This is a genomic window from Oceaniserpentilla sp. 4NH20-0058 (assembly GCF_040371755.1).
GTDB lineage: Bacteria > Pseudomonadota > Gammaproteobacteria > Pseudomonadales > Oceanobacteraceae > Bermanella.
In genome coordinates this window covers 274153-299029 of sequence record NZ_BAABWE010000002.1, presented here as the reverse complement: position 1 = coordinate 299029, position 24877 = coordinate 274153, and the positions used below count along the sequence as shown (strand labels likewise).

The following is a 24877-nucleotide window of genomic DNA, read 5'->3' as shown; positions in this document are numbered from 1 at the left end:
CCTCACTACTGTGATTTACGAACGCGTAAATACCATTCAGATAGGAGTCGGACTTGTTTTTCGGTATAGCCTCGTTCAACCATGCGAGCCACAAAATTGTCGTGTTTTTTCTTCTCTTCGTTAGAGCCTTTTGCGTTAAAGCTAATAACTGGCAGTAAATCTTCAGTGTTGGCGAACATTTTTTTCTCAATGACCGCGCGCATTTTTTCATAGCTCTGCCAGCTTGGGTTTCTTCCTGAATTGTTGGCTTTCGCTCTTAATACAAAGTTTACTACTTCGTTACGGAAGTCTTTAGGATTACTAATGCCAGCTGGTTTTTCTATTTTTTCTAGTTCTTCATTAATGGATACGCGATCAAGGATTTCGCCGGTTTCAGGGTCTCGATACTCTTGATCTTGAATCCAGAAATCTGCATAGGTGACGTAGCGATCAAATATGTTTTGACCGTACTCACTGTAAGATTCTAAGTAGGCTGTTTGAATCTCTTTACCAATGAAGTCCACATATTTAGGTGCAAGATATTCTTTGATGAAGTTTAAGTAACGATCAGCAGTTTCTTGTGGGAATTGCTCTTGTTCAATTTGTTTTTCCAGTACATACATGAGGTGAACTGGGTTAGCGGCTATTTCGCTAGCATCAAAATTGAATACTCGGCTTAATATTTTGAAAGCAAATCGTGTAGAAAGCCCAGCCATACCTTCATTGACACCTGCGCTGTCGTGGTATTCTTGTATGGATTTGGCTTTAGGGTCAGTGTCTTTTAAATTTTCGCCGTCATAAATGCGCATTTTACTGTAAATGCTGGAGTTTTCCGGATCAAGTAGACGAGAAAGCACTGTAAATTGAGCAAGCATACCGAGTGTGTCTGGCGCACATGGGCTTTCACTTAGTGAGCTGCTGGCGAGTAATTTTTCGTAGATGTGGATCTCTTCACTGACTCTTAAGCAATAAGGGACTTTGACAATGTATACCCTGTCGATAAAGGCTTCATTGGTTTTGTTGTTTTTGAAGGTTTGCCACTCGCTTTCATTGGAGTGTGCCATGAGTATGCCATCAAACGGAATGGCCCCCATGCCTTCTGTGCCATTGTAGTTGCCTTCTTGAGTGGCGGTTAGCAGTGGGTGTAGCACTTTAATAGGAGCTTTAAACATTTCCACAAATTCCATCATGCCTTGGTTAGAGCGGCATAATGCACCTGAGAAGCTGTAAGCATCTGGGTCGTCTTGGCTGTAATCTTCAAGTTTGCGAATATCAACCTTACCGACGAGTGCGGAAATATCTTGGTTGTTTTCATCACCTGGTTCGGTTTTAGCAACCGCAATTTGATCAACAATGCTAGGGTACAGTTTAACCACTTTGAATTGGCTGATGTCGCCGTTGTATTCGTGTAAGCGTTTAGCCGCCCATGGGGACATAATGCCTTTAATGTGACGGTTAGGTATACCAAAGTCTTCTTCTAGTATGGCGGCATCTTCTTCTGGGTTAAATAGCCCAAGAGGGGATTCAAAAACCGGTGAACCTTCAATGGCATAAAATGGAATTTTTTCCACTAGGTGTTTTAGTTTTTCTGCTAATGAGGATTTACCACCACCAACAGGGCCAAGTAAATATAAAATTTGTTTGCGTTCTTCTAGGCCTTGAGCCGCATGACGGAAGTACGACACGATTTGTTCAACGGCCTCTTCCATGCCGTAAAACTCATTAAAAGCGGGATAACGTTTGATGACTTTGTTTGAAAAAATCCGACTGAGTCGAGGGTCGCTGGCGGTGTCCACCAGCTCTGGCTCGCCAATGGCCATAAGCATTCGCTCGGACGCACTGGCGTAGACGCTTGGATCATCCTTGCATAGTTGCAAATATTCTTGCAGCGTCATGACTTCTTGTTGTGTGGTTTTGTAGCGGTCCTGAAAATGGTTGAATATGCTCATGGTAACCTCACCTAGTGTCTATGTGCTCATATACTGCTCTCAAATAGGTCTATATCTTTATAATTAATTTAGACTTATTTCGGTTCCGTGTATTCCTTTTATTTCCTGCTTTGGAAAGGATTAGCAGTAAGGCGTCAATTTTTTAATGCCTTGTGAAATAAACTGCATAGGTTGTGCCTTTTTTATAATTAAAAAAGTTTATTTTTAAACGCTTGTGTGATTCCTCCTTATGGCCATTTAGTTTATTTATAAAAACCTGTTTGTCATAACGGGTTACATAGTGCCATGCAATAAGTACGCTAAAAGTAGAAATTTATATAATAAAAAAGGTTGGCCCTTATGATTTAAGAGCCAAAGAAAAGATGGGGTAAAGTGGTGTTATAGAAAAGAGGGTGCTAATTTTGAGGTTCGATTTTTTCCGGCTTGGCGAGTTTCCACATTTCAAAACCACCGTCCAAGCTATGGGCGTTAGTAAATCCTTGTTCGCCAAGGAATTGAGCAGCTCCTTGACTAGAATTACCGTGATAGCAACAAACAACCACACAGTCCTCTTTTTTTGTGTTTTCAATAAACGTTTGTACATTACTGTTATCTAACGGTTTTGCACCGGTAATGTGGCCTGTCGCATAGCTCTGAGGGTCGCGAATATCCAGAATATGTAAGGGTTGTGAGCCTTCCATTAATTCATTGAGTTTTTGAATATTAATATGTTGAAACATGCCTAATCACCAATTTATAAGGTTTCACGATGGCGTATGCCACTCTCGATGTGTAATAACGTCAGTGGTCCACCCCATACACAACCTGTATCTAAGCCTATCATATTAGGCAGGTGGAACACGCCATTTAGTGCTGCCCAATGCCCAAACAATAAGGTGTTATCTTTGAGTTTGTTTGGGTAGCTAAACCAAGGTTTAACGTAACTATTGTGATCGTTGGTGGCTTGTTTGTTGTCTAGATCCAACTCTCCATTTGGGCCAATGAAGCGCATGCGAGTGAAGTAGTTGGTGATGGTGCGCAGACGGTCTGTGCCCACTAAGTCATCTTCCCATGTAACCGGTGTATTGCCGTACATGTGTTTGAAAAATGTTTTGTGATGTTTACTTTGTAGTACCACTTCCACTTCTTCTGACAAAGATTTGGCTTTTTTTAAACTCCACATGGGCGGGATACCCGCATGACACATGGCCAGTTTTCGCTCTTTATCCCATTGAAGAAGAGGTTGTTTACGCAACCATTTGAATAGTGTGTCTGCATTTTTAGACTCGATGATGCGATCAAGGTCGCCATCTTTTTTTGTGGCCTTTTGCCCATAAGCCATGGCTAATAAATGCAAGTCGTGATTGCCCAGTACAATTTTGCAACTTTTACGGATGCTGTGAAGAAATTCTAATGTACCTAAACTGTCAGGGCCGCGATTGACTAAATCCCCCACGCACCAGAGCTGGTCACTGGCTGGATCAAAGTTGACTTTATCAAGCAAGGTCAGCAGTGGTGTTAGGCAACCTTGTATATCACCTACAGCAAAGGTTCTCATGTTAATGCACGCTATGGGTTACAGCTAAAGTGAATACGGGGATCTCCACGTCAAAAAACGCCCCTTCATGATCTTGCATGGTGTAGAACCCTTGCATGGTGCCAACAGGGCTTTCCATGACGGTGCCTGATGTATAGGTGTAGCTTTCACCGGGTTGAATAATGGGTTTTTGCCCGATGACACCGTCACCGCGAACTTCTTGTGTTTTTAATGTTTCACCATTGGTAATGATCCAATGACGAGATAGCAATTGAACTTGATGCAGAGTTTCATTGGTAATACTCACGGTGTAGCTAAAAACAAACCGCTGCTTTTCTGAAGAAGATTCTTCTGGCATGTAATTAGGCATCACATGAACAAATACCTTACTCATGGTTAGATCCTTCAAAAACAAAGTCAGCAATACGAGCGAACTCTGCCAAACCAAGGCGTTCAGGGCGAAGGCTGGGATCAATACCAAGGCTTTCTAAGTCATCACTGGAAATGGTGTTTTTTAGATTATTACGTAATGTCTTACGGCGCATAGAGAAACTTTCGCGGACGATATTTTCCAGTGTGCGGTGATCTTTTACCGGATGTGGCAAGGTTGCGTAAGGCACCATGCGTACAATAGCGCTGTCTACTTTTGGTGCTGGTTTGAACGCACCAGGGCCCACATCAAATAAATGCTGCACTTCACAGAAATATTGAGCCATGATGGATAAGCGGCCGTAATTGTTTTCACCCGGGCCAGCCGCTAGGCGCTGCACCACTTCTTTTTGTAGCATGAAGTGCATGTCTTTCACTTTGCCGGTGTAGCTAAGCAAATGAAAAATAAGAGGGGTTGAAATGTTATACGGTAAGTTACCCACAATGCGCAGTGGGCGGTCTTCTTCATATAAACTGGCAAAATCAAATTTCAGTGCATCCGCTTCATTGACTTTGAAACCGGGCATATTGAAAAATTTAACATTAAGGCCGGGTATTAAGTCGCGGTCTAGTTCGACCACGTTTAAATAACCTTCGGTGGCGTCTAGCAATTCTTCTGTGATGGCGCCTAAACCTGGGCCAATTTCCACCATGTTATCGCCCACTTTTGGACGAATACTTTTTACAATATTACGAATGACGTTTGGGTCGTGCAAAAAGTTTTGACCAAAACGCTTTCGGGCTTGGTGGCCCATATGACTACGAGACATGGGTGTTTCCTTTATGGGTGGCACGGCTGGCGGCCATGTGTTCGGCGTAGGCAATGGCGGTGTGTAAACTGCCACTATCAGCTTTGCCTGTGCCCGCTAAATCAAGTGCGGTGCCGTGATCCACAGATGTACGAATAATAGGTAAGCCTAGAGTAATGTTCGCTGCTTGACCAAACCCTTTGAATTTTAAGACAGGTAAGCCTTGGTCGTGATACATGGCTAACACTGCATCACCGCTTTTTAGCACTTTGTCGGTGAATAAAGTATCTGCTGGAAGGGGTTGACTTAATTGAATGCCCTGAGCGCGAAGTTTGGCCAAGGCGGGCTCAATGATGTCGATTTCTTCTCGGCCCATATGTCCATCTTCGCCCGCATGGGGGTTAAGCCCACATACTAAAATGTTGGCGTTGGGCAGGGCAAAGTACTGTTTTAAGTCGTGATCTAAAACCTTGATTACTTGTGTAAGGCGCTCTTGGGTGATGGCTTCAGGTACGTCTTTTAAGGCTAGGTGAGTAGTAACTAATGCCACCATTAAACCTTCAGTCGCCAACATCATCACTACTCTTTGAGTATTGGTGTACTCTTCTAAAAACTCTGTATGGCCGGTAAAAGGCACGCCTGCTTCGTTGATGACCCCCTTATGCACAGGTGCGGTGACCATGGCATCATAGGTGCCATCTAAACAGCCTTGCGCAGCGTGGCTAAGGGTATCAAGCACATATTGGCCGTTAGCCGGGTTAAGCTTACCGGCGACCTCTGTTTGGGCCAGTTTTATCGGTGCTACCCATATTTCACCGGCGTTAGCGGGTGTCGTGTCTGTTTTATCAAACAATTTAACAGTGAGAGGCAGTTGTAATAAGGCGGCACGACGGGTCAGTAAATCAGGATCGCACACCGCAACAATTTGGCTTTGATGGGTGCGCTGGGCAAGGGCCACGGTTAAATCTGGGCCAATGCCTGAGGGTTCGCCAACAGTTAGGGCTAACCTATTGCTCATTTTTGATTTCCACATAGGATTCACTGCGAATCTGGCGTAGCCAAATTGGTAGTTCTTCTTCAAAGCGGCGGCTATATAGCAGCTGACGTGCTTGGTTGCGTTGCACTTCTTCGGCCATGTCTTTTTGGCGATAATCGATCACTTCTAGAATGTGCCAACCAAAACGAGATTTAAACGGCTTACTTACTTCACCCTTTTGGCTAGCTTTCATGGCTTTTTCAAATGCAGGTACCATGTCGCCGTCGTTGATCCAGTTTAAATCGCCGCCGTTAACTTTACTGCCTGGGTCGTCGCTGAATTCTTTGGCAAGCTCAGCAAAATCTTCCCCTTTTTGAACGCGCTGGTAAATATCGTTGATTAGCTTTTGGCTGTCTTTTTCACTACGAATAGTGCTTTCTTGAATAAGAATATGACGAGCTTTAGTTTGGCGAACGATTTGCTCGTTACCACCGCGTTTATCGGTGACTTTAATAATATGAAAACCACTGGCGCTGCGAATGGGATCACTGATGCCACCTTTTTTAAGGGTAGGAGCAATATCCGCGAACAACGACGGTAATTCAGCTTCTTTGCGCCAGCCTAGGTCACCGCCTTTGAGTGCATTTCGACCATCAGAATTTGCAATGGCGATTTGTTCAAAATTCCCGCCATTACGTAACGTTTTCACAAGGCCTTGGGCTGTTTTTTTCGCTTTGTTAAGTTCGGAGTTTTTCGCTTGGCTAGGAACTTGAATCAGGATATGGCCAATGCGGAACTCTTCAGATGTAGCGGTTTGGCCTCGGGCACTGTTTAAAAAGCTGTCGATATCTTGCTCGCTGATTTGAACGGTGTTGCCTACGCGGTAGCGCTGTACCTCAGAGATGATGCGCTCACGGCGAATTTGATTACGGGCTTCGGCATAATTAACGCCATCTTTGGCGAGAGCCTGCTGAAACTGTTTTATGCTTAAACCATTTTGCTTGGCAATGGTGGCAATGATTTGGTTAAGCTGCTGATCACTGATACGAATGCCAGAGCGTTCGGCCATTTGCAGTTGAATGCTTTCAATGATGAGGCGTTCGAGTACTTGGTTTTGCAAAACCAAGTCTGGTGGTAAACGCATGCCTTTTCTTTGGTTTTTTATCACATTGACCCGTGCGTCCAATTCGCTTTGCATGATGATATCGTCATCCACTACGGCAGTGATGCGATCAAGTGGTTCCAGTTTTGCCTGAGCCATGGGCGCGCTTAACAATAAAGATGCCATCATGGCGCTAAGCCAGCGATGATTGATAACTTGTTTAATAATCATGGAATTGCCTTTGATCGTAACCTAATATGCGTTCGCTTAAGATGTCATCACTTTTACTACCAAGGATGCCTAAGCCTTTAAGGTGCAGTTGAAACATGAATTGGTAGTCTTTAGTGCTATCACTGCGAGTGTGTTCTTCATATGTTAACTGGGCTCGCCAGCAACAGTTTTGATATTCGATGCCTAACAGACCTTCGATGTTCAATAAATTTTCTTCTTCTTTTAGCTGCTTATCTGCTGCCTCATAGGGCCAAAGATCGTGTTTCTTTTGTGTGTAAATTGCCCAGCTATCATTAAGCGGGGCAAAAAATGCCATCCCCAGTTGTTTTTGAGAGCTAGATTCTACATGACTAAAGCTCATATCAAAAAGCCAACTGCTAGGGGATTGATAATTTAGCAGCATACTGCCTTTTTCAATGGGTTCTTCATCGCTTTGGGCGTGAGGGTTGTACTGCATATCCAAGCGGGTACGCCAATTTGGGGCAAATAGCCACTGAAACTCACCCGCTAAAGATGAACTGCTTTTTGTGTATTCATCACCAAGGACTTCAGCTTGGGTGCCGCTTAAGGCCAATTGCACTTGGCGGTCCGAGAAGTAGTGAATCTGGCCGATACTGGCGCGCACCACTTCTAAGCCGGATCCATCAAGAAAGCGAGTAGTTAACCCTACACTCATTTGTTGGGTATCACCGACTCTATCGACTCCGGTAAACCGGTTAGCCTGAAATAACTGACTATAACTGAATGTGGTTTGGGTGGTGTCGAATAGGGGAATGTTGCTTTGGTCAACATAAGGAATGTAAGCCAGCATAATACGAGGCTCTAGGGTTTGCACAAAACTTGAGTCCATGAATTGGAAGTTACGCTCAAAGAACAAGCCGCCATCAAGGCTGGATATTGTGGCTGTGCGGGTCACTTCTTTTTCATAGCCACTGGTGATCAAGGCATCGCTAACATTTTGAAAGCTGTATTGAGTGTATTGGGCTTCTACTTTAGGGGTTAAAAATCCATAGGCTTGTTGCCAAGGGTAACTGATGCTTACTTGTGTGTGTAGGCGCTCACCATCAATTAGGTTTTGGCCGCTAATACCATCATGGTCACGGGTGAAGCGGGTAGCTTGCACGGTAGCGTCATAGTTAAGGGTGTTGTATTCAAAGGTGTTTAAACGGGTTAATTCCACTTGTGGCAAGCGGCTATAAGGTCGGGAACTGTCCGCTATGTTTTCGTCGATGGTTTGGTATTGCTCAACTCGAGTCAGGGCTTGCCATGTGCCATTGTTAAACTCAACTTCTGCATTTTGTTTTAAATGACTGGTGCGGTTGATTAAACCTGAGCGATTGAAGTCGTCTTCGAAGTGGGTGTCGCTAACTTCTTCGTAATGAATGCGGTTTTTAACATTGGTGGAAAATTCACCACTATGATGTAACGAGCGGGACCAACGCTCTTGCTGACGGTAGTCTTCGTCGGTCAGTTCATCGCGGTCATTGGATTTATCATCTGCTAAATAACTGACGGCGAACTCACCTTCACCTAGACCATTTAAGTAGCGGAATTCGTTTTCGTGAATGATGCCGTGGTTATAAACCAACCTAGGGGTATAGGTGTCGTCATAATTGGGGGCGATATTGATGTAAAACGGTAAGGCAAATTGCTTCACCGCGATTTCGGTTTTACTTATGTCGCCTTTGGGAGAGCGCACATCTAGCGATAATTCTGGGTTCAAAAAACCAGTAAGGCGATCGGGTCCTAGGGGGAAACGATAATAAGGTAAGTACATGACGGGGACTTCTTTGATTCGCAGTCGCCCGTGCCATGCTTCACCGTAACCTTTTTGTTGGTTTAAGAGCAGCTCGCTGGCGGCTATATCCCAATCATTATGGCCTGGTTCGCAATAGGTATAACTGGCATCGAATAAATTTAACTGGTTTTCCCCCAGTAGCTCTATATTGCCGGCCTTACCACGAAGATGCAGTGGTGCAATGACATAGTGTGCTTGTTGAATGCTGGCGTGAGCAGATTGTGTGTCGTAGTCCATCTGCTTAGTGGCGAGAGCTATGTCTTGACTGTGCAGGCGGATGTTACCTGCAAATTGGGCTTTACCGGTATCTTGATGGTAACTGGCTGAATCAGCTTGGATTTGTTGGCCATTCATTTTGAGTAATACATTACCCTCGAAAGTGGCCCCTTGCTTTTCGATAAATTCACCTTGGTCACTTTCGATTTCCATGGCACCAGAGTGAGAAAACTGTAAAGATTCAGGTAGGTAAGTACCACTACAAAAGCTAGGTAGAGATTGTTGCATCTCAGCAGGCAGCTGGTCACGGGGTGTCCAGTTTAGCTGGTCATATGGGGCAATGGGATTAGCCTGACTCTGTGCAACCACAATGGCAAAAATGAGAAGCCCTTGGCGTGGCATATTGTTGAAATTCCTAATCAAAGCTAAAACTTATGTTATTGTGCGCAGCAAAACTAAAATTGTACGTTTTATCCCATATAAGGGCCAGTGTTCATAATGGATGACCGCCAACAATCTCTACAAAATTGGGTAATTGACACCCTAAATACGAACTCACAGTCACCACAAGGTTCCCTAGAGGTGGTTTCTGGAGATGCTAGCTTCCGTCGCTATTTTAGACAGTATACGGAAAATGGCTCGTATATCTGTGTGGATGCGCCCCCAGAAAAAGAAAATAGCCAGCCATTTTTAGTTATTGGCCAAGCTTGGTTTGAGCAAGGAATTAACGTGCCAAACGTGATTAAGGCTGATTTAGAGCAAGGGTTTATGCTGCTAAGCGATATGGGAGATCAATTATTGTTCCCAATGCTTAATGAGGCCAGCGCTGAGGGATTGTATCACCAGTGTTTCGATGCCATCTTGCAAATACAGCAGTCTCAGATAGATCTTCCCCTATATGACGGGCCGTTGCTGGATCGTGAAATGGCCCTATTTACCGATTGGTATTTGGGCACCCATCTTAATTTTGAATTAACCCCTCAAGAAACCTCCATGCTGCACAGTACTTTTGAAACCCTACGGGAAAGTGCTTTGGGGCAAATTCAAGTGCCCGTGCACCGAGATTTCCATAGCCGTAATATCATGGTGCTAGAAGATGACACCCTAGGTATTATCGACTTTCAAGACGCGGTGCTAGGCCCATTAACCTATGATTTAGCCAGCCTACTGCGTGATTGTTATGTGGCGTGGCCTATTGAAGAGGTACATCTTTGGGCAAAAGAGTATTTTGCTAAAGCCCGAGAGAAAGGCATTGTTGGCTCGATCAGTGATGATCAATTGATGTTGTGGTTTGACTGGATGGGAATACAGCGCCACTTAAAAGCGGTGGGGATTTTTGCACGTCTTAATCATAGGGATGGCAAAACCGGTTACATGAATGATATTCCGCGGACATTGAATTATTTGATACAGGTATCAGCCCAGTACGATAGCTTAAGTGAGTTTCATCACTTTTTAACTCGACGGTTGATGCCGCATTTAGAGTCAGAGCAAGGGTAGCCTATGAAAACCGCCATGATTTTAGCGGCTGGCTTTGGTACTCGAATGCGACCGCTCACCAATACCACTCCTAAACCTATGCTAACAGTGGCGGGTAAACCGCTGATCGAACATCATGTTCGTAAATTAGTGGCGGCAGGTTTTCAGCATATTGTAATTAACCATGCTTATTTAGGTGAGCAAATTGAGCAATATTTACAGGACGGAAAATGGCTTGGCTGTCACATTCAATACAGTCAAGAATCGGAACCCTTAGAAACCGGTGGTGGTATCTTTAAAGCATTACCTTTACTAACCCAATACCAAGATGCGTTTTGTGTGGTGAATGGGGATGTGTGGATTGATATGGACTACAAGCAGTTATATCAGCATGAGTCGCATAATTTGGCTCATTTGTGGCTGGTGGATAACCCTGAACACCACCCTGAAGGGGATTTTTATTTGTGTAACTCGAAGGTGAGCACAGCCAGCGGGCAGGGACAAAATAAACTTACTTTTAGTGGTGTGAGCGTTTTACATAAAGACCTATTTAAAGATAGTCACTCAGGAGCCTTTAAACTGGCTCCGTTACTAAAACAAGCCATGAGCGAAGGCAAAGTGGGTGGTGAACATTACCAAGGCTATTGGCTGGATGTGGGAACTGTGCAGCGTTTAAATGATCTAGAGCATCACTTGCAGTTAGGAGTTGAGCATGATTAAACAACCTTGGGCGGGCAAACTTATCGGCGCGTTTATCGGATTGTTATCCGGTGGACCTCTAGGGTTATTGCTGGGGGTATTGGTGGGTAATGCCTTTGACCAAATGTATGCTCGCCAAGAATCGCCTAGTGGTGCTCGCGGCGCCAGTCAAAATGCGTTTTTCCGTGTTACGTTTTTAGTCATGGGGCAATTGGCCAAAAGCGATGGTCGCGTTAGCGAGTCTGAAATTGAACAGGCCCGTTTTATCATGGACCAAATGGGTTTAAACAGTGTGCAGCGCAAAGAAGCCATTGAGTATTTTAACGAAGGTAAAAGCCCGCATCTAGACTTACAAAAAGAGTTAGAAACCTTTATGCGGGCAGTGGGCCACAGAGGTTCGTTAATTCAAATATTCTTAGAAATATTACTCAGTATGGCTTATGCCGACGGCCAATTGAGCCTGCAAGAAAAATACATGCTTGATAGGGTTTGCCGCACATTAGGAATCAGTGCGTTGCAGTTCGAGTTAATTCACAACCGTATTCGAGCCAGCCAAGAGCAGTTTCGTGGACGCTTTAATGATCAGTTTCGACACAGTGCAGACGAGCTTAAAACCGCTTATGGTGTGTTAGGGGTGAGCGAAAACGTCAGCGATGCGGATTTAAAAAAGGCTTATCGACGTTTAATGAGCCAGCATCACCCCGATAAACTGGTGGCCAAAGGCTTGCCAGAAGAAATGATGCGCCTAGCCAAAGAAAAAGCCCAAGAGATTCAAACTGCCTACGATAAAATCAAAAAATCCCGCAAATAAGCCTGCATCAGTTTGTAGTGACTATTGAAATTTATTGGCTGATTTTAATGCATTCGGCCTCAATTAGTTTTCGGCATCTTACCGCTAGTTCAACCGCGTCGTCTTCGCTTAAACCTTTTGTGCTGATGGGTTCGAGGCACTTCACTTTTACCGTACCAGAACACCATCTCCTAAAGTCCATTGTGCTATGTCGTAGAGAAAAACATACAGGCTGAATTGGCGCTTGCGCTTCAATGGCTAATTTGAATGCGCCTAATTTAAAGGGTAAGGGCTTGCCCCAATTACGGGTGCCCTCGGGAAATATTAGCACCGACAAATTTTTCTTTTTCATTTTATCAGCCGCTTGCCCTAAGGCTTTTTGTGCTTTTTGTTTTTGTTTGCGTTTTATTAAAATGTTACCCGCTAGATAGAATAAGGCGCCAATGAAAGGGATGTATAAAACCTCCCACTTACCTAGGACAACGGTGCCTCGGCGAATAATACTGATGGCAAAAAAAATGTCATGGGTGTCTTGGTGATTTGCCACTAAAACAGTGGGTTGCTGTGGACTTAAACGCTCAGGGTTTTCGATTTTAATATCGGCACCCCAATACCATAACATGACTTTTCCGCAGATTTGCGAAACATCACCCATGTTGTTGCGATGTTTGGCTCTAAAAAGTGCGAGTGGGGTGAGGAATGCTGCTAATAGGCACAACAAAACAAAAGCGAAAGAAATACGAATTAAGTACATATAGAGGCCTAAAAACAGTCAATACCAAGGTGTCTTTTTATTATTATAGTGTACCTGTCATATCCACTTGGCAGGGTTTCAGGCACCAATCCTCTGGCTAGTTCATCAAGGTTAATCAAAACGCCCATTAAAAGCAAAACCATAGTGCCAGACATGTAGATTAGTGCTACACGCTAGCATAAAGACTAGAGGGCCATTTGGTGAAAATTTAGGTACAATAGCGACCAGATTAATCTGATGAACTTGAGAGCACCCATGAGTACGCCATCAACGAAAACACCTTTGATTGCCCCATCCATATTATCGGCTGACTTTGCCCGTTTAGGTGAAGAAGTGGACAACGTATTGGCAGCCGGAGCGGACATTGTTCATTTTGATGTGATGGACAACCACTATGTGCCGAATTTAACCATAGGCCCAATGGTGTGTAAGGCGCTACGCAAGCATGGGGTAACAGCGCCGATAGATGTACATTTAATGGTTAGCCCTGTGGATCGTATGATTGGTGATTTTGCTGAAGCGGGCGCCACTTACATTACGTTCCACCCTGAAGCCTCAGAGCATATCGACCGTTCATTGCAACTGATTAAAGCCGCGGGTTGTAAAGCAGGTTTAGTGTTTAACCCTGCAACACCATTGCATTACCTTGATTATGTTATGGATAAATTAGATATGGTCTTGCTTATGTCTGTGAACCCTGGGTTTGGTGGGCAAAGTTTTATTCCAAATACCTTAGAAAAACTCAGTGCAGCTCGTAAAAAAATTGATGAGTCCGGCTTAGATATCCGCTTAGAAATTGATGGCGGTGTGAAAGTCGATAACATCGGCGAGATTGCTGCCGCGGGTGCGGATACTTTTGTGGCGGGTTCTGCAATTTTTAACGCGCCGGATTATCAAACCACCATTGCAGCTATGAAAGCGGAAATCGCCAAAGCCACGGCTTAAATTTTATTAGGAAAGGAAGCCCGTTTAAGTATGATTAAACAGGGCGTTTTATATGCTGGATATCAATCAGTACGATGTGTTTGTTTTTGATCTTGATGGCACGCTAGTGGATAGCGTGCCTGACTTAACCTTGGCGTTAAATCATGCTCTTAACACTTTAAACTTTATACCCGTAGGCGAGAGTAATGTTCGCCAGTGGGTAGGCAATGGCAGTTTAAAACTGATTGAGCGAGCTTTGGATTTTATCGCTGAGTGCACGTCAAATAATATCAAAAAATTGCATTCGCAATTTCTAGTGAGCTATCAAAATACTCTGTGCGAGAAAAGCGTATTGTATCCGAAAGTAAAGCCGACTTTAGAGCTTTTAAAAGAAAGTGAAAAAACCTTGGTGCTATTAACTAATAAACCAATCCAATTTGTACCTGAGTTACTTGAGAAACTTGGTATTTCGGATTTTTTTAGTTTGGTATTAGGCGGTGATAGTTTGCAAAGCAAGAAGCCAGACCCGCTACCTTTGTTGCATGTAATGAAAGAGTGCTCAACTCAAGCGGATAAATGTTTGATGATAGGCGATAGTCGGGCAGACATTGAATGCGCACAACAAGCCGGTGTGGCATGTGTGGCTTTACAGCAAGGTTATAATCAGGGGCTAGACCTTTCAGTCTTATCTCCCAGTTATTTGTTTGAAGATATGGGGCAGTTATTTTCACAACTCAGGTCATAATACTTGTTTTAGATTTTATATCTAATGATCAATTTAGTAGATTATATTTATCTTATCTAAGTGGTTAATTCATATTACTAAAGAGTCTGTTTGCTGAATAGAAGAAATTATTTTCTACTCAGCTTGTGTAAAAGAAAACATTCAAAATTCAAATTTAATTGTTCTAAAAATACCGCTAGTTTGATGGTATCGAAAACAATTATACTTTGAACCAATATTTAATAAGGATGAAATACACCAGTGTTTTTTAATCAGCAGCGTTTAAAACCTCTGTATTTATATTTTACGTTTATCTTCTTGAATGCACTTAGCATTGCTCAAGCTCATGGGTTTATTAGCTTCCTAGATCGTGAGTATGTTGATGTTCAATCCGGTTCTCTACTGGGTTTAGGTCACGTATCAATTGGTAATAAGTTTGAACCTAATCACAGTGTGTTAGTTGGCGTTGGTTACGTACCGAAATTATCCAATCATAAAGAATTGATGTTGTTCTCGTTTCGTTATCGTTACGACAACCCGTATGTGGTAAACATAAAAGAAATGAAGCTAAAGCCGTTAAGCTTAGGTGCTGGTTTTTTAATGGCTAACCATGACGACTTATTTTTAGAGTTGCCAGAACAATATCCAAAAGGGTATTACGCTCCTTCGGCATTGAGGATCATTTTTAATTATCAAGCAACCCTAGAAATTACACCCGTAATTGACGTGTATTTGGATGTTTCAATATTAGATGTTGGTTTAGCTTCGTATGTGCGTGAACCTGATTTTTTCTATGATAATTACGATTATCTTGGGCTAGAAGGGATAACTAATTGGGGTTTTGGAGTTCGTTATGCATTTTAAAACCAAGAAGAGTATTCGTTTAATCAGCGTTGTTAGCATTATGTTGTTTGTATTAAGTGCTTGTGATTATGAAATCAGCCCATGGGCAACCGATGCGAATTGCTCTGAAAAAGTTTCCATTGAATATAACATCAATCGCTTAGCCAATTATGAAGCACAAGTGGGCACTAAAAATACCTATCAAGTGGCGGTATTGAGTGATCCGCAAATGTATCCAGGGGCATTCGAGAAAGTCATTAAATATGTGAATACCTTACCGGAGGTGGATTTTATTCTGTTAACGGGTGACTTGACAGAAACAGGTATCAAAGCAGAATTTGAATGGGTGTGTGAAGCCATGGAAAAAGCAAAGCAGCCTATTTTATCTGTGATTGGTAATCACGATGCTTTGGCATTTGGTACAGATATCTGGCATAAATACTTTGGCCCTGAAGATTATAGTTTTACTTACCAAAACAGTAAATTTATTGCTTATAACGACAATAAATATGAATTTTCCAATGTGCCTGATAGGGATTGGCTAGAACAAGAAGCTCAAGGGTATGAAACCAGAGACTACACTATGGTATTTAGTCACATAGCACCTTGGGATACGGACTTAGCATTAAGCGAAGAACTCAAAAATCTAGGTGTGGATCTTGGTGTACACGGACATGTGCATAAGTTTGATTATTGGCAATTAACGGATGTTCAGTTACCCCATTACGCCACAACATTTACTAAAGAAGAAAGCTTTGGTTTGTTAAGTATTAATCCTGCTGGGTTCACCTTAGAGAATTGTACACTTGATAAGTGTGAAGTGGCGCAGATACGAAACCGTAGCCGTTAAATACAAAAGCCGCTTTATTAAGCGGCTTTGGCATGTGTTCGCAAAATTCAATTAAGGCGTTTTTTCCATGGTAAACACACCTGCAGCGTGTTTGTTAGTATCTGCGGTGCCAAGGTTGTAGCCTCCGGCAAATACATCCCCAGGTTTAACAAAGATACCGCCAATGTTTCCGATAACACTCGTAGAAGAGTCTGCCGCATTACCAGAATCCACCACCGTTCCGTTGAGAGTATGGGTTTGGAACTCAGGTAAGCGGTTATTGTTTTGATCTGCACTCATTTGGCCGGAGAAATTTACGTTCCATGTTGACTCCACTGCTCCAGAGCCACCAAGTAAACCTAAATCTGGATCTTCAGTGGTTTCAATGACTAGGTTGCCATTGGTAATGGCACCGCTATTAAAGTCTACATCAAAGTTGGCCGTCAGACTTTGCACGATGCCGTCATCAGCAAAGCCAATGCATTGACCAAAGCGCGCGCAGTCGCTATCCGTAGTAAAGTTTGCCGAACCGGTTAATTGATTGATGTCCGCACGCTCAGCTGCTAACCAAAATGCTAAAATATTTTCTTCTTGCTGGGTTTCAATAACATTTTCATTCACTTCGAATTTAGTAATTTCAATGCCTTCACCGGGCTCGGCAAGCCAAGCGCCCCAACGAATATTGTCAGCGGCACTGACGCTGTTCACTTGTATGTCACAGGTTTGTTGCGAGTCGATGCAACTGGCAAAACCGGCTAACGATGAAACGGTGTTATCGGCTTCTAGCGGTTTCATAACTACTTCTAGCCTGTCATCAGTTACCACTGTGCCGTCGGCATCTTGATGTGAGTGTGAATCTTTCATTACTAAAATGGGGCGATCAGTACTGCCTTCCCAAGAGCCATTACCAATAAATAAGTCTAACCCTGATTCAGCATACCAATGGTCTTGGGTGGTTGAACTTCCTGAACCTAATGATTGCTGAAGAGCGATGGCAGCGGTTGATGTGTTGCTATTATCATAATTCAGCTCCATTTCTAAAATAAATTCGTCGCTGCCAGTTGTTGGTATAAAGTCGAATTTTTGAGTTTCAGCATTAAAAGAAACGGTAATGTGACCGGGATTAGTTTGTTGCACAAACTGACCGTCTACTTCGACAAAAACATCATTTTCGACAACAGAGTTAAATAAGAAAGTGTTAAAGTCCGCAAAGGCGACAATGTCTTCATTCATTGAGATCTCAATTTCATATCGAGTCTTTTCCCCTGTGCCAATATTAATAACATCGTAACTGATTCGGAAATGTACGTTCTCTGTGGAGTAATCAAACGGGGTGAAGTTGACGATATCGGGTGACATTAACTGGGCTTCTAGAGTACTTATAGCAGGTGAGTCTCCTGAATAATTATTGCTAGAATTAATGGGCATAGCTAAAACTGCAATGTCTCCGCTTTCGCCAAGTGCTAACGCTTCATCACTGATAATACTTTGAGTGAAAGGGTTGGTAATCCCAGTGGCATCAATATTGGCGTATGGGTCGGTAAAATCAAATGGTTGTGCGGCCACAACATCAAGCTGTGCTTGAATACTGGCGATTAAAGCTTCGATGCTGGTTGGATTTAACTCCCATAATTCAACTAAGACTAATAGCTCTGGGTCTAAGTCGTCTACGGTTTGACCTTCACTCAATATACCAGCTTCAATTAACGCATCCTCCAACAATTGGTCAGTGCCTCCGGTTTCTACAAACTCATCTTTGACATCTTCTATTTTGTCGGTAAGTGCAGTGTCTAGGGCATCAGATACATTTTCATCCACATTCACATTAAGGCTGGCTAAGGCATCTAAAGTGTTGCTGCTATCTGCGTTAGATTCTGTACCACCTAAGTCAGCATTTGTCGTGCTATCGTTTGAACTGTCATTGTCACCACCGACTTGTGCAATAATGGTTTTGCCTTGAGCGTCATCTTTATCGTTACTTTCGCCGCTGCTGTCCTCTTGATTTTCGTCACCCTCTTCAGTGGTTTCTTCGCTGGCTACTTGTTCTTTATCGGCTTCGCCATCTGAAGATTCGCTTTCTTCATCGGACTCTTCCGTGGCATTATTTTCAGCCAATGTTACAGGTGGTGCTAATAAACCTTTAGGTGATGATTTTGGTTTAACACGGGTGAAGTTAAAATCTGCACCGTCCCCTAAATCTAAACTTCCGGATTCATTTTCAACTTGTATACCACCACTGTACACACCCATTACAAAGCTGCCATCCGCTTCTTGTTGGACTTCATAATTAGTGCCGCGGATACCAATGGATGCGGCAGGGGTGTTGACCTTATAAGCGCTTTTATCCCCTTTACCAATGGTGCCGGTGATGGTTCTAAAGCCACCTTTTACTAAACTCATTAATACTTTTTCGTCTTTTTTATCAGCACCTTTTTGGGCCATTAGGTAGGATTCTATATTCATTTCACTATTGGCTTTAATGGTCATAAGGGCTTTATCTACAAAGCGTATTTGCACTGAACCAGTGGCCCCTGTTTTTATGACATCGCCATTAAAAATTTCACTGCGTCGTTTTAATATCCGGTCAGTACCTTGATCTGATGTGGCAGTAACCTGACCTTTACTTAATATTACATGGCCAGCTAACGGTGCGGCCCATGTTGGGAATGTAAATACGCACATTAGTGTTATTACAACACCGATTATTTTAATGAGTTTCATATTACCTCCCCCAACGTTACGCATAGAACATTGGATTAAAAATTATATGTAAGTCCGATTTCAGCTTTAGCCCGTGTGTAGGTATTAGCTTGCAGCGTACTGTCGTTGTAGTTGACGCTGTAATCGTTTCTAAAGCTAAAGTGAGAACTAAAGTTGTAGCGCCAGCCAATACCAAATGTCGCATTTTGATCTTTACGGATTTTTGTATACAACGCAGTGTTAATTGCATCGTATTCATTACTTAAAATGCTAAATGTCCAGTAACGACTTGAGCGTTGCCCGGTAAGAGATGTACTTTGGTAAGTAAATCCTTGGTAGGTTTTGCCACTATGTTTGTTGGAGGCTTCATCGGTGCTATCGGTACCGAATATAAGGGTTAATTTCCAACTGTCCTTTTCTGGCGCGCTGGCATAAGAAAGGTTGAATTGTTGTTGAGTTATATCGCCGTCTGAATTGTCTGGATAGCTGGACATGCCATAATTTAAACCAAACCCAATATTAGCGCCTTTTTTTAACAGCCAATTGGCTTGTCCTAGCAAAGACTGGCTGTTTAGGAGCTCTTCACCGTCTAGTTGTACAAACTGATAGCGACCTGCGCCGCGCCACTTAATTGGTCCGGTATAAAAGCTGTAGCCCAATTCACCCATGGCGGTGGTTAGGTCGTAGATTGGAGTTTCTGAATTGCTGCGATTGGATACCACCATGCGTCCATCAAAGGCACTGGTTTTTGTTAATGGTGCAATGTACATCATGTGGGCTAGGGCGCTCCAATAGGCACTGCCAGTCTCGCGGCTGGCGTCATCAAGTGCAATATCAACAGGGAATATAAGTTCTTCCTTTGGTAGTTCTTTTTCACTGGTGGCACTATTGATGTTTGTGTCATAGCCGCCACCCACATCAACAACAAACATAAATTTAGATTCGACGCTGCGTTTTAGATCCGTAATGCGCTCCATAAAGCGTTTTACATTTTTTTGAACAGGCTCAGGTGGATTTTGTTTAAGCACATTATTAAATTCCACTTCGGCACGTGTCAGGTTACGAAGATAGAAGTGGGTACGGGCGAGTTCTAAACGGTATCTAGGCTGTTTGGGAAAGGTCAGAACCAAGCGTTCAAATGCAAAAAGCGCTTGATCATAATGCTGGCTTTCAACCGAGGCCATACCATAAAGGAAGTCAAAATCAGGCAGGCCCTCATGCTCACTTAACATGCGGTTGGCCAGTTCGTAAGCTTGGCTATATTGCTGTCTCTTTATAAGTACCTTTAGGGCATCCATACGAGCCTTTTCTGTTTGCTCAGGGGTGACAGCGGGAGCTGCTGGCACCGCCGATTCCTCTGCATACGTAAAGTTAGCCATGTATATACTGATAGAGACTAACAATAAACGGGTTAATTTCTTCATGATATTAGAACCAGTAAGATCCGCGGAAACATCCTGTTAAATTCAGTCTAGCAGCGAATCCAAGATTCGCTGCTCTTTGTGCAATCTAGGCTAAGATTACATAATGATGGATGTTTCTAGGTATATGACCAGGACAAGCATATGAAAAGGATTACGACTCTAGGGCGCGGTAGGATATTGATTATCTTAAATAAAGTGCCTTTTTTTAAGGAGTTTACCTCGTTTGAAAAAGAAAAAATCGTCGATACGCAAGCGGCATTTTTTGTGGCACAAGAAGATGAATATATTATAGAGCAGGACACACTTGATACAGCTTTTTACATATTATTAAGTGGGACCGCGAGAGTAGTATTAAACGGCGTGGATGACCCATTAGCGGGAGTTGAACCTGGTGATTTCTTTGGCGAAATTTCATTTATTCAAAATACACCGCGCACCACTAATGTGATTGCTAATGAGGTCTGTATCTTGTTAAAAGTAGATAGACGCTTATTGGGGGCACTAAATGCGGAGATTCGAGAGAAGTTTAAAGATCAAATAATTATAAAGTTAGCGGGTATGGTAGCTGCAAAGAATAACCAGTCCAGTAAGGCTTAATCTCGGTAAATTCAAAATTGACCTGTGTCAGTTTCTTTATCACCAAGCATACTCTTACTAAGCCAAATTGACTCACATCAATTTTAAATTCTCAATGAGGACTATCCTAAAATCATTGAAAATTTAAACAAACATATGAGGTGACAGGCCATGTACGTTGATGAATATGTATTAGCAGGACTATTAATTGTTGGTTTAACGTGTGGATTTTTTGTGGGCGTTTACCGCTTCATTAAAAATGACATTGCTAAGCACAAAGATGACAAACACGCTTAATTGATCCTTTTGGATCAAATGGGTGGTTTAAGAATTGTAAATCCCTCGATGCAGGATGCAACCCTCACAGGATAGTGAACCTTTCAAGCCCGATATTATCGGGCCTTTTTGTTTCTAAGCTTGAAGATTTTGAATCATTAAAACCGCGATGCGACACAATCCCTTGCTCGCTGCGGCTTCCGCTATTAAATGTCAAATAAATCGCACACTCGATTGTGTTTTGGATGAAGAGTTGTACCAAAGACTTTGATACATTGATTTCGCGGAACGTCTCCCCAGCTTTCCTCGACAATGAGCCTTTCTGGTTCCCATGCCAGTCCTGTTTTACTAAAGGCAGCTACACTGATCGATTTGCTTCCTGTGGGGATTTCCCATTCTATATACTTTCCAATAGGCAGTGTTTTACTTTTTATTACGGGAATAAAGATTTCGATACCCTCGATAATCTTTGGTTTAACGTATGTGAGAACAAACTTGGCGACATAACCGCCGCTGTTAAAAAAGGTAATAGCACCGTTTTTTACTTTTTGAGATTCTTCAAATTTACAGTTTCGATTTGCATTACGCTGACCCTGGTCGAAGGCTTTATGCCCCCAGTCTCTGACTGTTAAGTGATACGTAGTTTTTTGTGTCCAGCAATCTAGTCGTTCAACATTGGGGCGATTACTGCAGATCGCTTCCATATTTTTCTGGAATTCATCATCGCATTTTTTTTGCCCTTTATATCCGGTTACTCCTGATATTCTCCATGGCGAGCTATAACACCAATCATGTACTTGACAAGCCGGTTTGAAAAGACGCTTCCAAGACTTGGTGACTTTTCCATTTAATGGGTTACTGCAACCGTCGTCATTAGGTGTTGAGCAGCTGAACTCTTTGCGCAGCGATGCAGAGTGATCTTGTAGCCCTGCGTCGGTATCGGATGAAAAGTCTCTAGCGTAGTGGTCGTAAGGATCATTCGCATAATCGCTTTTTAGGCCGCCAACATCGCTTTCAGTCATATCGCTTAGATCGCAGCTTTCATTTTTTTTGTCGTAATCAAATGATCGACATAAGAACGTTGTTTCTGCTACGCAGGCGTTTTTGCAAGCATCCAACCCTCCTGTAATTTTCTTTTTATTGTGCCCAGAGATAGCTGCATTAGATGTATGAGTATAACTGTCAGCATAAGCTAGGTTGGCCCATGCACACATAAGTATTAAGGGAACTAGAATTAATCTATTCATTTTTAGTACCGTTCTTTTAATTTTAAATAACGTTCAGAAGTGGTCTTTCATTTTTAAGTAACTGTTACTGCTGTTGAATGCTTTGACAGAATGTTGTTTGAAGCTACTTAAAAAAGAGGTAGTAGCCAACAGCAGTTGGCGCACAATATTTTTATGAGGTGATTATAAGGAGGTTTGTCATTTTTAATGGTTTTCTGTACAAAATAACGTAAAAATACATGATTTAGTACTAGATGAGAGCTAGCTAGGTAAATAAGCCCCTCAAGCCATCTCTCAACTAATTAAATTTTGATCACTGAGAAAGCAATTTACTGAATCGCTTTGCCACAACAATGACCACTGGCCCAAGCCCATTGGAAATTAAACCCTCCTAAGTGGCCTGTGACATCAAGAACTTCGCCTATAAAATATAAGCCTTTTACTTTTTTAGCCTCAAAAGTTTTGGAACTAATTTCATCAGTGTCAACACCACCTAGTGTGACCTCGGCCTTTTTGTAACCTTCAGTGCCACTTGGAATAAATTGCCATTTTTGAAACGCATTTGCGATGGTTTCTAAATCACTGTGTTTATATTGTTGTAGCGGTTTATTTAGATCCATATTTATACAGAATCTTTCAATAACACGTTCAGGGAAGTGCAGTTTTAAAATATTTATTACATGCTTATTCGGACTGACTTGTTGATGTTGCTTTAAGTCTTCACATAAATCTATGTCTGGCAAACACTTCACGGTAATGGTGTTGCCCGCTTGCCAATAAGAGCTAATCTGTAATACCGCAGGGCCTGATAATCCCTTGTGGGTGAAGAGTATGTTTTCTCGAAAGCTTTGATTAGCGCATGATATTTCACTGTCTAAGCTGACACCACTAAGCCCTTCAAATTGCTGTTTTTCTTTTGCATCAAAGGTGAACGGCACTAAACCAGGATTAGTGTGCGTAACGCTTAAACCAAATTGACGGGCAATGCGGTGGCCAAAGTCTGTGGCTCCCATGGTGGGGAAGCTCATGGCACCGGTGGCAATTATTAATGATGTGCAGTGATATTTGCCATTGTTACTATTTAGTTCAAAGGATTCGTCACTGTGCTTTTTAATACTGCTAATGGCGCAGTTTAATTTAATTTCTACACCGAGTGCGTCACAGCGATCAAGTAATAGGTTTAATATGGCTTCGCTTTTATTATCGCTGAATAGCTGCCCAAGCTTCTTCTCATGCCAAGGTAGCCCAGCTTTATCGACTTCGGCGATGAAATCCCACTGTGTGTACCGTTTTAACGCCGACTTACAAAAGTGCGGGTTGGCACTTAGGTAATTACTGGGCTCTGTGTACATGTTGGTGAAATTACAGCGGCCACCGCCACTTATGAGGATTTTTTTACCGGCTTTATTGGCATGATCAAGTACCAATACGTTTTTGCCGTTTTCGGCCGCACTAATGGCGCACATTAAGCCAGCAGCTCCGGCACCTATGATAATGGCTAGATTGTCAGACATATATTTAGATATTTTAGAAAAATTCCATGATACCAGAACAGCCTGTTCTAAATTCGGATATTTTCTTTACAACTGTAAACATTGCGATACAAAAAACCTCATGATGAGAAATCATATCAATATACAATAGTTCTTATTAAGTAGATTCAGAGAGCAGTATTATGCGTTGTGAATATTGTGAGAAAAGTGTGGTTGGAGATAAAGAGGTAGTGATTATCGCGGGCAAAGGCCCAGTACATAGCCGCTGCTTTGAACAGACGCTGTTGAGTCGCCGGATATTCCAAGGGGTTGCTTTGTCGTCGCTGCCACTTGAGGATTTAAATGAATTTAAAGAGATGATTACTATTGAGCTTAATAGTAGACAGTACAATGATGACGACGGTGTCGAATTGTTTGGTTAAATCTAATTTGGGATTTTCACAATAAATACTTGAAATTTAGGGTTATAATCGCAATATTAGTAAAAACTAATTTAAGGTGCCCTTATGATCATCGTCTGTCCAGCTTGTTCTGGCTTAAATCGTGTGCCAGATGAAAAACTTCAAGACCAGCCAAAATGCGGAAAATGTTCGCAATCTGTTATTCCAAATAGGCCTTTGGATGTAAGTGCGGCCCAATTTAATCGCTTTATACAAAAGAGTGAGTTACCTGTGGTAGTGGACTTTTGGGCCAATTGGTGTGGGCCGTGTAAAATGATGGCGCCTGCATTTTCTAAAGTGGCTGAAAACCTATCAGGCAAAGCGGTGTTGTTGAAAGTAAATACCGAAAATGAGCAGCAATTGGCGGCGCAATACAGTATTCGCAGTATTCCTTCATTGAAGATTTTCAAACAAGGGAAAATAGTGGCTGAAATGGCCGGAGCACTACCAGAAGGGCAATTACAAGCTTGGGTGAGCCAACATGCCTAATGGGTTATTGCAGGGCTTAAAAGGCTGGATCGTAGGGTTGCCTTACAGCTTGTTAGGGATTTTGGCTATTTTTATGGCTCTTGCCCCTTTTCAGCCTGAACCTCACTTGGTGCAAAAATTTCAATGGTTAATTCAAGGCTTGTCGTTTAAACCTATTGATGTGTTTGATGTGCTTTGGCATATGCTGCCAGTATTGTTGATGGCCTTAAAATGGTACTTATCACCAAAAGCAATTTCAGATTAATTCATTCATAGACTCGTTTGAT

General features: G+C 42.6%; 25 protein-coding genes. 12 read left to right on the top strand and 13 right to left on the bottom strand.

The features are described 5' to 3' along the window. Positions 1-5: 5 nt before the first annotated feature. The 8 genes from ABWV45_RS04560 to ABWV45_RS04525 form a co-directional block, all read right to left on the bottom strand. Complete coding sequence (locus ABWV45_RS04560; RefSeq protein WP_353349134.1) at positions 6-1928, bottom strand: PrkA family serine protein kinase; 1923 nt, start codon at positions 1926-1928, stop codon at positions 6-8. A gap of 395 nt (positions 1929-2323) precedes the next feature. Next, positions 2324-2647 (bottom strand): thiosulfate sulfurtransferase GlpE, encoded by a 324-nt coding sequence (glpE, locus tag ABWV45_RS04555; protein ID WP_353349132.1) that lies wholly within the window; start codon positions 2645-2647, stop codon positions 2324-2326. A gap of 14 nt (positions 2648-2661) precedes the next feature. After that, entirely contained in the window at positions 2662-3465 is an 804-nt protein-coding gene (locus ABWV45_RS04550; RefSeq protein ID WP_353349130.1) for a symmetrical bis(5'-nucleosyl)-tetraphosphatase, read from the bottom strand. Between the two features lies 1 nt (position 3466). Beyond that, complete coding sequence (apaG, locus tag ABWV45_RS04545; RefSeq protein ID WP_353349128.1) at positions 3467-3838, bottom strand: Co2+/Mg2+ efflux facilitator ApaG/CorD; 372 nt, start codon at positions 3836-3838, stop codon at positions 3467-3469. Beyond that, positions 3831-4643, bottom strand: coding sequence for a 16S rRNA (adenine(1518)-N(6)/adenine(1519)-N(6))-dimethyltransferase RsmA (rsmA, locus tag ABWV45_RS04540; protein ID WP_353349126.1), 813 nt, complete (start codon positions 4641-4643; stop codon positions 3831-3833). Before rsmA ends, apaG begins: the two co-directional genes overlap by 8 nt. After that, positions 4633-5640: a 4-hydroxythreonine-4-phosphate dehydrogenase PdxA gene (pdxA, locus tag ABWV45_RS04535; protein WP_353349124.1), complete on the bottom strand. Its 1008-nt coding sequence runs from the start codon at positions 5638-5640 to the stop codon at positions 4633-4635. Before pdxA ends, rsmA begins: the two co-directional genes overlap by 11 nt. Further along, complete coding sequence (locus ABWV45_RS04530) at positions 5630-6931, bottom strand: peptidylprolyl isomerase (RefSeq protein ID WP_353349122.1); 1302 nt, start codon at positions 6929-6931, stop codon at positions 5630-5632. Before ABWV45_RS04530 ends, pdxA begins: the two co-directional genes overlap by 11 nt. Beyond that, complete coding sequence (locus ABWV45_RS04525) at positions 6921-9347, bottom strand: LPS-assembly protein LptD (protein ID WP_353349120.1); 2427 nt, start codon at positions 9345-9347, stop codon at positions 6921-6923. Before ABWV45_RS04525 ends, ABWV45_RS04530 begins: the two co-directional genes overlap by 11 nt. A 96-nt stretch (positions 9348-9443) precedes the next feature. Here ABWV45_RS04525 and ABWV45_RS04520 point away from each other — a divergent pair, with 96 nt between their 5' ends. The 3 genes from ABWV45_RS04520 to djlA are packed head-to-tail and all read left to right on the top strand — an operon-like array spanning position 9444 to position 11934. Continuing rightward, complete coding sequence (locus ABWV45_RS04520; protein WP_353349118.1) at positions 9444-10445, top strand: aminoglycoside phosphotransferase family protein; 1002 nt, start codon at positions 9444-9446, stop codon at positions 10443-10445. Between the two features lie 3 nt (positions 10446-10448). Continuing rightward, positions 10449-11144 (top strand): N-acetylmuramate alpha-1-phosphate uridylyltransferase MurU, encoded by a 696-nt coding sequence (gene murU, locus ABWV45_RS04515; protein ID WP_353349116.1) that lies wholly within the window; start codon positions 10449-10451, stop codon positions 11142-11144. Beyond that, on the top strand, positions 11137-11934 hold the full coding sequence (gene djlA, locus ABWV45_RS04510) for a co-chaperone DjlA (RefSeq protein WP_353349114.1): 798 nt from the start codon (positions 11137-11139) through the stop codon (positions 11932-11934). The genes murU and djlA overlap by 8 nt, the downstream gene beginning before the upstream one ends. A 31-nt stretch (positions 11935-11965) precedes the next feature. On the opposite strand, the gene ABWV45_RS04505 is transcribed toward djlA, so the two are convergent. Then, positions 11966-12535, bottom strand: a complete 570-nt coding sequence (locus ABWV45_RS04505) for a lysophospholipid acyltransferase family protein (protein ID WP_353349112.1) — start codon at positions 12533-12535, stop codon at positions 11966-11968. A gap of 387 nt (positions 12536-12922) precedes the next feature. On the opposite strand from ABWV45_RS04505, the gene rpe reads away from it, so the two are divergent. From rpe to ABWV45_RS04485, 4 genes are all read left to right on the top strand, one after another. Further along, entirely contained in the window at positions 12923-13612 is a 690-nt protein-coding gene (gene rpe / locus ABWV45_RS04500; protein ID WP_353349110.1) for a ribulose-phosphate 3-epimerase, read from the top strand. A gap of 52 nt (positions 13613-13664) precedes the next feature. Beyond that, entirely contained in the window at positions 13665-14336 is a 672-nt protein-coding gene (locus ABWV45_RS04495) for a phosphoglycolate phosphatase (RefSeq protein ID WP_353349108.1), read from the top strand. A 240-nt stretch (positions 14337-14576) separates the two neighbouring features. Then, entirely contained in the window at positions 14577-15179 is a 603-nt protein-coding gene (locus ABWV45_RS04490; RefSeq protein ID WP_353349106.1) for a hypothetical protein, read from the top strand. After that, a complete protein-coding gene (locus ABWV45_RS04485; RefSeq protein WP_353349104.1) occupies positions 15169-16008 on the top strand; it encodes a metallophosphoesterase family protein in 840 nt (279 codons plus the stop codon). The genes ABWV45_RS04490 and ABWV45_RS04485 overlap by 11 nt, the downstream gene beginning before the upstream one ends. A gap of 51 nt (positions 16009-16059) precedes the next feature. On the opposite strand, the gene ABWV45_RS04480 is transcribed toward ABWV45_RS04485, so the two are convergent. Together ABWV45_RS04480 and ABWV45_RS04475 are read right to left on the bottom strand one after the other, a co-directional pair. Continuing rightward, positions 16060-18708, bottom strand: a complete 2649-nt coding sequence (locus tag ABWV45_RS04480; protein ID WP_353349102.1) for a FecR family protein — start codon at positions 18706-18708, stop codon at positions 16060-16062. A gap of 35 nt (positions 18709-18743) precedes the next feature. Next, positions 18744-20111, bottom strand: coding sequence for a tetratricopeptide repeat protein (locus tag ABWV45_RS04475; RefSeq protein WP_353349100.1), 1368 nt, complete (start codon positions 20109-20111; stop codon positions 18744-18746). A 141-nt stretch (positions 20112-20252) separates the two neighbouring features. Here ABWV45_RS04475 and ABWV45_RS04470 point away from each other — a divergent pair, with 141 nt between their 5' ends. After that, positions 20253-20708: a cyclic nucleotide-binding domain-containing protein gene (locus ABWV45_RS04470; protein ID WP_353349098.1), complete on the top strand. Its 456-nt coding sequence runs from the start codon at positions 20253-20255 to the stop codon at positions 20706-20708. A gap of 150 nt (positions 20709-20858) precedes the next feature. After that, positions 20859-20984: a cytochrome c oxidase subunit CcoM gene (gene ccoM / locus ABWV45_RS04465; RefSeq protein WP_353349096.1), complete on the top strand. Its 126-nt coding sequence runs from the start codon at positions 20859-20861 to the stop codon at positions 20982-20984. A gap of 185 nt (positions 20985-21169) precedes the next feature. Here ccoM and ABWV45_RS04460 read toward each other — a convergent pair whose 3' ends face one another. Both ABWV45_RS04460 and ABWV45_RS04455 read right to left on the bottom strand, forming a co-directional pair. Further along, positions 21170-22210: a phospholipase A2 gene (locus ABWV45_RS04460; RefSeq protein ID WP_353349094.1), complete on the bottom strand. Its 1041-nt coding sequence runs from the start codon at positions 22208-22210 to the stop codon at positions 21170-21172. Between the two features lie 308 nt (positions 22211-22518). Continuing rightward, on the bottom strand, positions 22519-23703 hold the full coding sequence (locus tag ABWV45_RS04455; protein ID WP_353349092.1) for a BaiN/RdsA family NAD(P)/FAD-dependent oxidoreductase: 1185 nt from the start codon (positions 23701-23703) through the stop codon (positions 22519-22521). 161 nt (positions 23704-23864) lie between these two features. On the opposite strand from ABWV45_RS04455, the gene ABWV45_RS04450 reads away from it, so the two are divergent. The 3 genes from ABWV45_RS04450 (at position 23865) to ABWV45_RS04440 (ending at position 24855) form a co-directional block, all read left to right on the top strand. Further along, positions 23865-24104 carry a hypothetical protein gene (locus ABWV45_RS04450; protein WP_353349090.1) on the top strand — a complete coding sequence of 80 codons (240 nt, stop codon included), beginning with the start codon at positions 23865-23867 and terminating at the stop codon, positions 24102-24104. 84 nt (positions 24105-24188) lie between these two features. Further along, positions 24189-24611 (top strand): thioredoxin TrxC, encoded by a 423-nt coding sequence (trxC, locus tag ABWV45_RS04445; protein WP_353349088.1) that lies wholly within the window; start codon positions 24189-24191, stop codon positions 24609-24611. Further along, positions 24604-24855: a hypothetical protein gene (locus ABWV45_RS04440; RefSeq protein WP_353349086.1), complete on the top strand. Its 252-nt coding sequence runs from the start codon at positions 24604-24606 to the stop codon at positions 24853-24855. Before trxC ends, ABWV45_RS04440 begins: the two co-directional genes overlap by 8 nt. The last annotated feature ends 22 nt before the right edge of the window (positions 24856-24877 follow it).